Below are 12948 nucleotides of genomic sequence, written 5' to 3'. Positions count from 1 at the left end.
AATGGCCTGCGAAATTAAGGACAGAAAGCTGGAACTGCGATGGGGGAAACGGTAGTCATTATGGGCGGAGGCGTGATCGGCCTCTCCTGCGCCTTCGAGCTGCAGCAGCGAGGACATCAAGCGATTGTACTTGAGATCAATCGTTGTGGCGGTCAAGCATCGGGAGCGGCTGCGGGCATGCTGGCGCCCTTCTCGGAAAATGTAGAGGGGCCGGACGCTTTTTTTCATCTAGGCAAGGAAAGTCTGCGGCTGTATCCGGAATGGAGGGATATGATCCGGTCGATCTCTGGACATGATTTCGAGTACAGCGATTCCGGCAGCCTCTATATCGTGTATCATGAGGCGGACCGGCTGGCGCTGGAGGGTCGTCTTCTATGGCAAAGGGAACATGGCTCTGGCGGTGTTCTGCTGGAGGGAGATGAACTCTTCCGTAAGGAGCCGTTCCTTTCCCGGCAAGTAAAGGCGGCATTGTATACACCGGCAGAAAGCCATCTTTATGCTCCTGATTATGTGGAAGCGCTGGAGCAGGCATGCCGGCTGACGGGTGTTCATTTTCATGAACAATTGGGCAGTCTGGTGATTGCGGAATGGCAGAATACGGTCGTTGTTCAAGCGAAGGACGGCCGGCGTTTTGGCGGCGACCGGCTGGTCGTATGCACCGGGGCGTGGGCGCAGGAATTAGAAGAGACACTGGACATCCGCATTCCGGTCTATCCGATTCGGGGGCAAATTTGTGCCTATGAGGCGGAGATTAAGCCAGTTCATCATATGGTATTCAGCAATCAAGGCTATCTGGTGTCCAAGGAAAATGGCACGTTAGTTTGCGGCGCTTCCGAGGATGTAGCAGGCTTTGATACAACGGTCACGGAACGCGGCATCGAACGGCTGCGCAATTGGAATAAGCAGGCGTTTCCGTTTCTTGCGGAACAAACACCTTTCCACCGGTGGGCGGGCCTTCGTCCTTCGACGCAGGACGGCTATCCGCTGCTCGGTCCGCTGGAGGGCAATGATCGCGTTCTGATGGCGGCAGGTCATTACCGCAACGGGATTTTGCTTAGCCCGGTGACGGCAAAAGTCGTGGCCGATTACATCGACGGCAATAAGGTTTCGGATATGCTGGAGGCTTTTGCTCCCGGACGATTTACTTATTAATGAAGAAGAGAAATAGGAACGGGGGACAAACATGGAGCAGATAGAGGGCTATGTAGCGAGAGCATTGACGATAGCCGGCTCTGACAGCGGAGGCGGGGCTGGTATTCAGGCTGACCTGAAAACCTTCCAGGAGCTTGGCGTCTACGGCATGTCTGCGCTGACAGCGTTGACGGCGCAGAACACGTTTGGCGTACAGGGCGTGTTCCCCGTTGCCGCGGAAGCTGTTACTGCACAAATTCATTCCGTCGGCAGCGACATCGGCGTGGACGCTTTGAAGACAGGTATGCTGTTCAGCGCCGAGATTATTACTGCAGTGGCAGAGGCAATCGCTTTCTTCGGCTGGACGAAGGTTGTCGTTGATCCCGTCATGATTGCCAAAGGCGGTGCTTCACTGCTGCAGGTAGAGGCAATTCGAGCTATGACGGAGAAGCTGCTGCCGCTTACTGCTGTCCTTACGCCCAACATTCCGGAAGCGGAGCGGCTGGCAGGCATTCCGATTCGCACCAGCGCCGATAAGAAGGAAGCAGCTAAACGGCTTGCCGGCTTTGGCGCAAAGCATGTCATTATTAAAGGCGGACATGAGGAAGGCAAAGAAGCAATTGATTTGCTGTATGACGGGAGCAGCTTCAGCGAATTGTCAGGCAAGCGGGTGGAGACAGCCCGTACGCATGGTACGGGCTGCACCTATTCCGCCGCGCTTACGGCTGGCTTGGCTGCAGGGCTTAATATAGAGGCAGCTGCGAGACAAGCTAAAGATTTCATTCAAGCGGCAATTGAAGATGGGATCACCATTGGCGGCGGTCATGGACCAACCAACCATTGGGCTTACCGGCGCAGCCTGGTCGCTCAGTCTTGAGCTTGGCCGCCGTTCATGCTACCATGTGCTCGAAAGCGATTCTGTACATGAGGTGAAGAAGCATGGGACAAACAGCGCAGAAGATCAATCCGTTTCTAATGTTTTTCGGACAGGCGGAGGAAGCGATTCAACTTTACACCTCGATATTTGACGATTCAAGAATCGATAAAGTAACCCGCTTCGGAGATGTCGGCATTCCGGTGGCGCCGGGTGAAGAGCAGAAGGTGCTGCACGCGATATTTTCATTGAAGGGGCAGTCCTTTATGTGCATCGACAATTTGGACAAGCAGCATAAGCATTCGTTTACGCCGGCGCTTTCTCTCTTTGTCACTTGCGACACGGAGGAGGAGCTGGAGCGCGTATTTGACCAATTGTCTGTCGGCGGGGCCGTGCTGATGCCGCTCGCAGAGTCTCCGGTTAGCGCAAAATTCGGCTGGGTGCAGGACCGGTACGGCGTGTCATGGCAGCTCAATCTGCCTAAATAAATGAGAGTTATTTCAAGAAGGCTTTGTCGTGAAGGACAGTGGAGAACTGCCGGTCAGAGAAGAACTGGCGCTCCTCCAAGTCCGCCGGCAAAGCCTTTTTTATATGCGGTCTCAATGCAATGACAGGAAATTCACGCTATTTGTCGAAAAGTTAGATTAAACATAGATTGATAGCGAATTCGCGGATTGAAGCGATGTATTTCATTATATTGGATATTATACTGCCGGATACGAAGGGATGGGCTATGTCGCCATGCATAATTTGAGCGGGGCACTATTTGTATAATAGTTTCGACTTGTGTGTGATCGTAGTTATGGGGGTTGGGACATGTCAGATTGGTATTTAGTTGCTAGTGATAGTACTAAGTAAAAGGGTGTGATCTTATGACACGAAAAGTATTGCCTGGTGTCCTTACTGCTGAAGGACAACCTATACGAGTAACTGTCGGAGCTATTGGCGATAACGAAGCTCGGATCATTGATCCTGTTGGTGTTTTGACTGATCCCCGCAGCGGGCATACGCCTGAATCCCGGGCAGCTATGAGCGAGTTTATCCGGAAATGCAAAAGCGGCGAAATTGAAATGAAACCTATATAGCTATAGCGTCACCTAAAGCACTCACATGATGTGGGTGTTTTTTATTTTCTCCAGATTAGGAGGCATTATATAAAACTTTTATTCATTACTAGGGTGGATAAAAGGTAAACGTCAATACAGGAAATTCACACCATTTGTCGAAATGGTAGCCTAAATGGGATCGAGATCGAATTCGAAGATTGGAGCTACGCAGCGATGATGAACGAGGGGAAAAAGCGCATTCTGGTCATCGAAGACGAAGAGGCGATAGCGCGTGTTATTAAAGATTATTTGACGGTCAACGGCTATGAGGTTCAGACGTTTGGAACCGGCCGTGAGGGAAGAGAAGCGATTGAGACGTATGCGCCGGATTTCATTATATTAGATATTATGCTGCCAGATACCGATGGGATGGAGCTGTGCCGCCATATTCGCGAGAGGTATGCAACTCCGCTTCTATTGTTAAGCGCCCGCAGCAGCGACACCGATAAAGTGCTTGGTCTTGGCTTCGGGGCCGATGATTATATGACAAAACCGTTCTCGCTGAGCGAGCTTGTCGCGAGAGTTCAGGCGCACTTGCGCCGGCTGGACGGCATAAGCCGCATCCAGAAGGAGCAGGATGATTCGCTGCGGCGCGGTGCGATCACAATTGATAAGAGGGCATACAGAGTAACATTGAATAACCGGGAGATTTCGTTGTCCGCAAAGGAATTTGAGCTGCTGCTTCATCTGGCGGAGCATCCGGAGCAGGTGTTTTCCAAGAGCCAGCTGATTGACGCGGTATGGGGATACGGCGCGTATGGCGATGAGAATACGATCACCGTCTACATTCGCCGGCTTCGCGAGAAGCTGGAGGCAGACCCTTCCAAACCAATCTACTTGCGGACCGTTTGGGGCGTCGGCTATAAGTTCAGCACAAGGGAAGATGCTCAGGATGAATAACGGTTATTTGAGCGTCTGGCTGAAAAGATGGCTGACAGCGTCATGGCTCATCTTAATCTGCATAGCGGGCATTGGCGTCTATTTGCTTGCAAATTCGCAGGACAGCCGGACAAGGGCTCGCGGTTTAGTTATTAATGAAGTGCGGTTAAAGACGAATGCCGTGATGCTGGAGCTGGAGAAGCGAGGCGCCTTAACTGAGCTTCGGCAATCCGGGAAGGCGAGCGTGATCCTTCAATCCAAGCTGGAGCTGCCGGATATGGGATTAGCGGTTGTCCTTCTCGACGGCACGGTCATCTATTCATCGGAGGAAGAGATGTCCAGCCTCAATCTGCGAGCCTCGCTGCATTACGATCTCTATGCGGCCAATAGCAGTAACGGCGAATACCGGATCGCTTTTCCCGTTATTGAGGAAGGGACGGATGTCCAAATCGCCAATGCGATTTTCACAGTGCCTGAGGAGGTGCTGGTGAAGCCGAGTGCCCAGCCATCGCGGCAAACCACTCTCCTAGTCCTTATATGTATATTATTCTTCGTGATGCTAGCTTTGCTTATCGTATTGAACCGGAAGCTGAAGCGGGACGCGATAGCTCCAATTGCCGATTTGAAAAACCATTCGGAAACGATGCTGAGAGGGCATTATGAGCAAAAGATTGAGCGCCTTCAAGCTGATGAATGGGGCGAGCTGTACGTGATGTTCGATCAGATGCGGCTGGAGCTGCAGCATCTTCAGCTCCGCAAGCAAGAGCAGGAGCAGGCGCAGAAGGAGCTCATTACGAACATTTCGCATGATTTGAAAACGCCGCTCACGACGGTCAAAGCCTATATCGAAGCGATCCGGGCAGGCGTATGTCCAGATCTCCCATCGGTGATGGCTTATATGGAAGTTATGCAGACACAGGCAGACACGATGGCCAGGCTGATTGACGATTTGCTTCTCCATGCGCTGAAGGAACTGGGGCAAATTTCAGTCGTACCTGTAGAAAGCTACAGCCGGGCGCTGCTGACACCGATCATTCAGCCGAACGCTCATTATGTAAGGACGGCGGGCATCGAGGTTGACGCGCCGCAGGCAGAGGAAATTCCGGATGTGCTGGTCCGTGCGGACGCTGTACGAATTGAACAGGTGATCGTCAATCTGGTAGCGAATGCGCTGAAGCATACGTCGCCCGGCGACCGGATTACAATAAGCGTTGAGCAAGCCAGCATTCAAGGCAAGGAGCAGCTGCGGATTACGGTAGCAGACACCGGAGCCGGCATATCGCCGCAGGACATGCCGTTTATATTCGAACGCTATTATCAAGGCAAAGCCGGACAGAGTGAGGTGAGCGAAGGAAGCGGCCTGGGATTATCCATCTGTAAGCATATCGTCGAGGCGCACGGGGGCTATATTGATTTCCAAAGCGCGAGCGGCAAGGGAACTGCTTTTTCATTTACGCTTCCGCTGGTGTAAGGGCTGTAAGGATTTATTCATAATTTGATAAGCGTCTATATAGATTGGCCCGCTAGAATGGAGTCAGATTGACGGACGGAGGGCTGATGAATGACTAAGCAAGCAATAATAGAAGCCCGCAACCTGTGCAAAACCTATTCGACAGGGAGCGAGCAGTATCATGCAATTCGCAATATTGATCTGGAGATTTATGAGGGAGACTTCACCGTAATTATGGGCAACTCGGGGTCCGGGAAGTCCACACTGTTGTATCTGCTGAGCGGCCTCGATGCTTTGACGGCGGGAGAGGTTCAGTACAGGGGAGAGCGGATCGACGGCTATAGCGAGAGGGAGATGGCGGCGTTCCGTGCAAGCAAGCTGGGGTATATTTATCAAAGCATCAACCTGGTGCCGGATTTGACGATTATGGAAAATATCGCTTTGCCCGCCTATATTGCGGGCGGCGAGCCCAAAGCGGTACGGGAGAAAACGCAATCGCTGATGGAAGCGATGGAAATTGACGGCCAGCGCAATCGGCTGCCGTCCCAGACCTCCGGCGGCCAGCAGCAGCGGGCTGCAATTGCGCGGGCTCTCGTAAATTCCCCCGATATTTTATTCGCTGATGAGCCCACCGGCAGCTTGAATTACGAGCATGGCATGGCGATTCTCGATATTTTGACGGCGAGGAACCGTCAGGGACAATCGATCGTGATGGTTACCCATGATATCAAGGCGGCTTGCCGGGCCGACCGGCTTATCTATATTCGCGATGGCAAGGTTGGCGGCATATTGGAGTTTGACAAATATGAGGAGCAAGCCGTGCAGCAGCGCGAAAGTGTTATTTTCGCCTATGTGACGGGGAGGGAGCAGCAATGAGGGCGGTATGGGCGCTTTGCCGCGCAAGCCTGTACCGGAAAAAGCTGCAGAACGGTCTCATCGCGCTGCTCATTTTGCTCGCTGCTCTGCTGCTTGGCACGTCGGCAACGGTGCTGTCGAATACCGACAATTTGTTTAATGATGTGCATAAGCGGACGAATGGCGCTCATCAGATTTTGACCATAACGAAAGGCCTTCATGATCCGCAGCAGCTTTATCAATGGTGGAACGGGCAAGAGGGAGTGGCGGCATCAGAACCTGTTCCGTTCCGCTATTTGTCAGGAGTCAGCTATAAGGGAGAAGAGCTGCCCAATTTATACGTGATGATGATGGATACGCCCGCGCAGCCTCCTTCTGTAGACCGGCTGTTATTTGCAGATGGAGCAGGCGAAGAGGCTCCAAGGCCGGGAACGGCTTGGATTCCTACATCCTTAGCCTATACGCAAGGGATCAAGGCCGGGGATATGCTGTCTTTTAAGACTGGTAACGGGGTGTTTGAGCTCCAGGTATCTGCTGTCGTAATCGATCTCCCGTACGGTGCCCCGTTCGCGACTACCTCCCGCATTTGGATGAATCATAATGATTACATGCAGATCATGGAGGGACAAGAGGGCAGCGACAACTATATACTGGGGCTGCGGTTTCAAGACTATGAGCGGCAAGGTGAATATTGGGCAAGCTTCGAGGGGCACTTCGGCATGCCTTATTTGGAAGAGAGAGTGGAGTTCGAGGAAATATCGGCCTTTTACTTAATATTGAACCGGATTATCGGTTTTGTAATGGTGGGTCTCGGTATCGTCATGATGTTGATCGGGTTGTTTACGATTGGCTATACGATTTCGGATGCGATTCTATCTAATTACCGGACCATCGGTGTCCTGAAGTCGACAGGCTTGTCCTCCGCTCGAATCGTTGGAGCTTATGCGCTGCAATATGCTATTCTGGCGACGGCTGCAATTATACCGGGGCTTGTAATTAGCCGTTTCGCATCGGCGCTAATACTTAACAATTCGTTATCGGTTCTGAAAACGTCGGAATCCAATGCTGCGGCTCTACAAGAGGGAGGCTGGCTCGCGATAGCCGCGGGATTATTCCTGCTGCTGCTTGTAATTGGTTGTGTGCTGTCTTTCAGCGGGAAAATCAAGTCGGTCCAGCCTGCACAAGCGATTCGCTATGGCATGTCGGAGGCGCAAAGCGGCCGAATGGCCCGCTGTCTTGGAGTGGGCATAACATTCGGACGTTGGCCGATTAAGGCTGTCATCGCTTTTAAGCATATTGTCAAAAACGGAAAAAGCTCTGTGCTCATAGCAGCGCTGGCAGCTGTAACGACGGCGGTCCTCGTTTTTAGCTGCGTTTTGCTCAACAGCATCATCTCAATTCAGCAAACCGCCGCCCAGTGGGGCTATGATTCAGCCGATATTTCGGTATCGTTTTACAATAAAGAGGCGTATTCCAGCGATGACTTTGAGACGTTTGTGCGAGGAGACGCCAGAGTCAAAGACGCGGGCTGGCTCACTTTACTGAATGGTGTTCTGCCATCGGAGAAAGGGGCATCGGGGGCGGCGAGCATCTCCCTCGGCGTACTGGACGGCAGCTACGATAAACTTGGTTTTACCGTGCTTGAGGGAAGCAATCCGGTTCATAGGAACGAGATGGCTATAGGCATTAACGTTGCCAGCAAGTTTGGCAAAGAAGTAGGGGATACGATGGACGTTTACATTGAAGGCCGTAAGCACACGATGCTGGTGAGCGGAATCTATCAGGCCATTGCCAACATGTCCAATTCGGCCAGAATAATGGCTGATGCATTGAATGCGAGTGATGAGACGGGGAAGCATGACGCAGATGTCGCTTTTATTAATCTGCATGATTACCGGATTGCAGAGCAGGTTGTCACCGAATTAAACGGCAAATACCCGCAATCCGTCACGGCCGCAACGCAGCAGACGCTGCTGGATTCGGTATTCACAGAGGCATCGGCCGTATTAATTGTCCCCTTAGGAATGCTTGCATTACTGTTCGTAGGCGTAACCTTTATGATTATCTATAGCGTTTGCCGTATAGCAGTATGGAAGGAAAGCGGAACATACGGCATCTATAAATCGCTGGGCATGACGAATGCATCTATTCGAGGTGCAATTACACTAGGCGTCGCCATTCTGACTCTTATTGGAGCGGGACTAGGCATCGTGATCGGCATTTTCGGCATGCCGGGCTTGTTGAAATCTTTGCTGCTGGATTACGGTATCGCCAAGCTTCCGCTTATCTTACCCCCGATTGGCATTGCAGTGGCGTCCGTCGTTAGCGCGGCTGCTGCCAGCTTTGGGGCATGGCATGCATCCCGCTGGCTGACCCGGACTTCTCCGAGAATATTAATTATTGAATAGAAGGAATACTAGCTACTGAAATAGAACTAGACATCGTTCCGATAGGGGCGAGGTTTGGTTCTATTTTTTTATGCAAGTTAGCTTCTCAGCATTTATACTATTAGCTAAGCAAATCGGGTATCCATTACATTGAAGGAGAGGATGCGCTTGTTCGATCCTACCGTGTTCGATAATTTGAAAGTGGCCATCGAAAATTACGCTTATGATCTCGATAATCTCGACAGCACGATTCGGATTACGCATCGGGTTGACCGGCTGGAGATGGCCATTATGTCGAGGCTGTTTGCCCTTCGGTTTACATTAGCCGATTCAAGTGATTTATCGGCAGAGCTGCAGCTAGAGGCTTCATTGAAAGATTTGGCTTCGGAGCTGCTGGCGGTGGAAGGCGAGAACCCTGCCTGCACGCTGCGTTTGTTTTTCCATATGCCGATAGAGAATGTGGACAGGCAGTGCGCGCAAGTCGAGGCGATCATTCAGGATATATGGCAGCCCGAAGAGCCGCCTGTTCAAACTTTGTCATTCGCTTACGGGCAGCAAATCCCTCAATATTCGAATACAATCGAGCTGGCATTCCAGCGTAAAATCAATGAGGATCAAATGGAGGACATTCCGGAGCTGCTGGAGCATATGGTGAAGACGCTGTCGGCTCTCCTTACTGTGTCTGAAATTTGAGTTATAGGGAAGAAAAGAGGAATGAAAGGGGCGTTAAGCTCCATTCATTCCTCTTTGGCTGTTTATTCGTTCTCCAAGCGGTAGTCGTCGACCTTCTCGCCGTCTTCCCATATCTCTACGAATAGCGCATCGCAGTTCTCGAAATCGGCCGGTTTGAATGCCAGCGCCTTTTCCTCGTCGTCGCCGACGTACACATTGTCCATCCCTTCTTCATTAAATGAGAGAATGACATAAATTTTCACCTTAAAACCCTCCATATACACGTTTATTTTGCAGTATATCATAAAGCGGCTGCCTGCTGCTTCTGCTCGGGATGATGATGGCTATTTACCTTTACGCGTTAATTCGGAGAGAATGTCCCATTGCTCTGGGGTTACATCTGATAGTCCGTTGAACTGCCCGGCCCCTTGAAGCCATTCGCCACCGTCGATAGTGACCACTTCTCCATTAATGTAGGAGGCATAGTCAGAGATCAGGTATGCTGCGAGATTCGCAAGCTCCTCCTTATCCCCGGTACGCGCAAGGGGAATGCGGGCGATCATCTTTTGCTCGAATTCAGGTGTGGGAGACAGTCTGGACCATGCGCCTTCTGTAGGAAAGGGTCCTGGAGCTATTGCCGCTTGGCGAATGCCGTACCGCGCCCATTCTACAGCAAGTGACCGGGTCAGGGCCAATACGCCGGCTTTTGCTGCAGCGGAAGGTACGACATAACCGGAACCGGTGGAGGCATAGGTCGTTACAATATTGAGCATCGTACCGTGATGCCCCTGTTCAATCCATCGTTTGCCTACTTCAAGCGTCGTGTAAAATGTGCCATGCAGCACAATGTTCAATACCGCATCCACTGCGCGTGGTGAAAGCTTCTCCGTTGGGCTGATGAAATTGCCTGCCGCGTTGTTCACTAGCACATCGATCCGGCCAAAATGATGCTCCACCGCCTTAACAAGCTCCTCAATTTGAGCGGGATCACGAACGTCGCAGCTTTTATAGAAGACCGGGTTATGTTCGGTGCTCATCTCCAATGCTGCTTGCCGCAGTGTCTCTTCACGCCGGCTTGCAATGGCAAGCTTTGCTCCAAGCGCTGCGAATTTTTCCGCCATGGCCCGTCCTAGTCCTGTTGCGCCTCCTGTAATCAGAACGACCTTGTCCTGCAATAAATCGTCTGCAAACAACCCCATATCAGCAGCTCTCCTTTCTTTTATTAAAGAATGAATGTCTCAATCTTTCTATTTATATAGAGAGAAGTAGAGGCTTACGACATCTTCTTCTATATATAGTACAATTGCGCTGACGTTCCAAAACCGCGTTATGATATGATGAGAATAAGGTTATTTCATAAAGAAGGAGAATGACAGATGGCACTTGAGATTGAACGGAAGTTTCTGCTTGCACAGCCGCTGGAAGCGATAGCGGACAAGCTGGTTAAACGGTCGGAGCAGCGAATTGAGCAAACGTATTTGGCGCTGGACGCCAATCAGGAACTGAGAGTGCGGCGGATAACGGATCTGGCAACAGGCGAAGTGACTTTTACCCATACATTCAAAAAAGGCAATGGCCTCGCACGCGAGGAAATTGAATATTCCATCTCGGAAGGGATCTATACGCAAATCATTCAAGCATTTGGTGCCGTACCGCTTACGAAAAACCGGATTACGGCGGAGTGGAACGGAATCGTCATTGAAATCGACATCTACGATCAAATTCAATTAACGGTGGCTGAGGTGGAATTTGATTCCGTCGAGCAGGCGAACGCGTTTGCAGCCCCGGATTGGTTCGGACAAGATATTAGCACGGAAAGGCAATACAGCAATAAGGCAGTGTGGAAGCAGCTGCAAGCCGGAGGCGGATTCGCATGACCCGCAAGCTTGTATTTTTCGTAGGCGGGGCTGGTGCGGGCAAAACAACGCTCGCCAAGGCCCTGGCCGGGAAGCGGGGTATGGCGCTCTTCGATATGGATACGTTGCTGCAGCCTGCGGCTAAAGCAATTATGACGGCCGCCGGCCTAGATCCTTATGACCGTGATTCTGCAGAATATAAGAAGCTTTGCAGAGATCTCGGTTACCGGATTACGATGGACGCTGCACTGGAGAATGTCGCTCTTGGAACCGATACGGTTGTCATCGGGCCTTTTACAAAGGAATTAAATGATCCGCTATGGATCGAACAGGAGCTTTCCAGCATAGGCGCTTCATTCGAAGACGTGGATGTGAAAGTCGTCATCGTCTATCTTCCCGATCAAGAGAGCTACCGTGGCAGAATCAGTCAGCGGGGGCTGAAGCTGGATGAGTGGAAGCTGGAGCATTGGAGTGAATTTAGCCGGTCTCTGGAACGAAGAGAACTCGCCTGGAATCTTCCAGAGAGCTCGCTTCTGCAGTTCGACAACTCCGAACCGTTTAGTGAGTTGACAATCGCGCGGCTGGAGGGTTTTATTGATGGCGAAGGCTGAAAGGATTTATCGTGAGAGACTCGGGCTGTGTGTGGACTTGAGTCCTCTTTTTATTAGAAGCTTAATGAAGGACGAGGTGTCTTGTTCTTGAGTGAATATATAGAAGCATTAGAACAATGGTTGAGGAAGCATGCCAATCCGGAACAAGCCGTTCCGATGCAGGCGTATATGCGCAATCAATTCCCATTCCTGGGGTTAAAGTCGCCGGAGCGGGTAGAATTGGTCAAATCATTTTGGAAAGAACATGGAGTACCGAAAGGAGAGGAGTTATTAACTGCTGCTGTAGAGCTGTGGAGTTTACCCGAGCGTGAGTTTCACTACACGGCGCTGAATTTGCTGGATAAACGCAAGAAGACGGCAGAGATCTCGGACATTAAAGTATTGGGAAAGCTCATCGTCGAGCATTCGTGGTGGGATACGGTAGATATTCTTGCAGCTCATTCTATCGGCAGCTTATTGCGTAAATATCCGGAGCTGGTGTCTGACTACACCGAGAGATGGATTCAATCGGACAATATGTGGCTGCGCCGGACGGCATTGTTGTATCAATTAAGATATAAGGAAAGTACAGATACGGAGAGATTGTTCCGTTATATGGAAAGCTGCAAGCATGAAGAGGAGTTTTTTATAAGGAAAGCGATTGGGTGGGCGCTGCGCGAATATGCGAAAAGCGATGAAGAGGCTGTAGTAAGGTATGTACAGGGAGCTGGGTTGTCTCCATTAAGTGTGAAGGAAGCCTTGAAGCATATAAAGGCTTAATCTTTCTATTATGAGGGTTCAGAGGTGTCGGTTTAACTTTTTTAAAGTTTTTTTTAAAAAAACAGTTGCATTGTGTAATTCATCTATGGTATATTCTAATTCCGGCCGAGAGAGATGCGGTCGGCGAGGCGAGCAAGAGCGAATGGGACAAGCTGAACGGCTTGAAACTTTCGAAAAAAAAAGCTTGCATCGAGATAACGGATGTGGTAAGATAACTTTCGTTGTCACAAAAGAAATTGTTCTTTGAAAACTGAACAACGAGCAAAACTGCCCTTATGAATGGTTCGCCATTCGTAAGAAAAAGCGATAAAACAAAGTAATGAGCAATCAACATCCTCGACTTTCAATTAACCGATTTAATCGGTCAC

At 50.7% G+C, this 12948-nt stretch carries 14 protein-coding genes; 12 read left to right on the top strand and 2 right to left on the bottom strand.

The features are described 5' to 3' along the window. The first annotated feature begins 39 nt into the window (after window positions 1–39). The 9 genes from thiO to TY10_RS19085 all read left to right on the top strand — a co-directional run bounded on the left by thiO (window position 40) and on the right by TY10_RS19085 (window position 9375). A complete protein-coding gene (thiO, locus tag TY10_RS19125; protein WP_042166898.1) occupies window positions 40–1152 on the top strand; it encodes a glycine oxidase ThiO in 1113 nt (370 codons plus the stop codon). Window positions 1153–1183: 31 nt separating this feature from the next. Then, on the top strand, window positions 1184–2008 hold the full coding sequence (thiD, locus tag TY10_RS19120) for a bifunctional hydroxymethylpyrimidine kinase/phosphomethylpyrimidine kinase (protein ID WP_042166896.1): 825 nt from the start codon (window positions 1184–1186) through the stop codon (window positions 2006–2008). 62 nt (window positions 2009–2070) lie between these two features. Beyond that, complete coding sequence (locus TY10_RS19115; RefSeq protein ID WP_042166894.1) at window positions 2071–2493, top strand: VOC family protein; 423 nt, start codon at window positions 2071–2073, stop codon at window positions 2491–2493. A 384-nt stretch (window positions 2494–2877) separates the two neighbouring features. Beyond that, a complete protein-coding gene (locus tag TY10_RS19110; RefSeq protein ID WP_042166892.1) occupies window positions 2878–3090 on the top strand; it encodes a hypothetical protein in 213 nt (70 codons plus the stop codon). Between the two features lie 198 nt (window positions 3091–3288). Continuing rightward, window positions 3289–4011: a response regulator transcription factor gene (locus TY10_RS19105; protein WP_042167004.1), complete on the top strand. Its 723-nt coding sequence runs from the start codon at window positions 3289–3291 to the stop codon at window positions 4009–4011. After that, window positions 4004–5461 (top strand): sensor histidine kinase, encoded by a 1458-nt coding sequence (locus TY10_RS19100; protein ID WP_042166888.1) that lies wholly within the window; start codon window positions 4004–4006, stop codon window positions 5459–5461. The genes TY10_RS19105 and TY10_RS19100 overlap by 8 nt, the downstream gene beginning before the upstream one ends. Before the next feature lie 90 nt (window positions 5462–5551). Then, window positions 5552–6316 carry an ABC transporter ATP-binding protein gene (locus tag TY10_RS19095; protein ID WP_042166887.1) on the top strand — a complete coding sequence of 255 codons (765 nt, stop codon included), beginning with the start codon at window positions 5552–5554 and terminating at the stop codon, window positions 6314–6316. After that, window positions 6313–8703 (top strand): ABC transporter permease, encoded by a 2391-nt coding sequence (locus TY10_RS19090; RefSeq protein ID WP_042166884.1) that lies wholly within the window; start codon window positions 6313–6315, stop codon window positions 8701–8703. The genes TY10_RS19095 and TY10_RS19090 overlap by 4 nt, the downstream gene beginning before the upstream one ends. A 147-nt stretch (window positions 8704–8850) precedes the next feature. Beyond that, window positions 8851–9375, top strand: a complete 525-nt coding sequence (locus TY10_RS19085; protein ID WP_042166882.1) for a hypothetical protein — start codon at window positions 8851–8853, stop codon at window positions 9373–9375. 62 nt (window positions 9376–9437) lie between these two features. On the opposite strand, the gene TY10_RS19080 is transcribed toward TY10_RS19085, so the two are convergent. Further along, window positions 9438–9617, bottom strand: a complete 180-nt coding sequence (locus TY10_RS19080; protein WP_042167003.1) for a hypothetical protein — start codon at window positions 9615–9617, stop codon at window positions 9438–9440. Window positions 9618–9698: 81 nt separating this feature from the next. Then, on the bottom strand, window positions 9699–10553 hold the full coding sequence (locus TY10_RS19075) for an SDR family oxidoreductase (RefSeq protein ID WP_202903205.1): 855 nt from the start codon (window positions 10551–10553) through the stop codon (window positions 9699–9701). A 177-nt stretch (window positions 10554–10730) separates the two neighbouring features. Between TY10_RS19075 and TY10_RS19070 the strand changes: the two genes are divergently transcribed. The 3 genes from TY10_RS19070 to TY10_RS19060 all read left to right on the top strand — a co-directional run bounded on the left by TY10_RS19070 (window position 10731) and on the right by TY10_RS19060 (window position 12580). Further along, window positions 10731–11231, top strand: coding sequence for a CYTH domain-containing protein (locus TY10_RS19070; RefSeq protein WP_042166881.1), 501 nt, complete (start codon window positions 10731–10733; stop codon window positions 11229–11231). Continuing rightward, a complete protein-coding gene (locus TY10_RS19065; RefSeq protein ID WP_042166879.1) occupies window positions 11228–11821 on the top strand; it encodes a P-loop nucleotide/nucleoside kinase family protein in 594 nt (197 codons plus the stop codon). The genes TY10_RS19070 and TY10_RS19065 overlap by 4 nt, the downstream gene beginning before the upstream one ends. Before the next feature lie 87 nt (window positions 11822–11908). Next, window positions 11909–12580 (top strand): DNA alkylation repair protein, encoded by a 672-nt coding sequence (locus TY10_RS19060; protein ID WP_042167000.1) that lies wholly within the window; start codon window positions 11909–11911, stop codon window positions 12578–12580. The last annotated feature ends 368 nt before the right edge of the window (window positions 12581–12948 follow it).

The sequence above is a fragment of the Paenibacillus gorillae genome, from assembly GCF_000513275.1.
GTDB classification, from domain to species: domain Bacteria; phylum Bacillota; class Bacilli; order Paenibacillales; family Paenibacillaceae; genus Pristimantibacillus; species Pristimantibacillus gorillae.
Note: the sequence above shows the minus strand (reverse complement) of the source record. Positions and strands in the feature narration are given on the sequence as shown.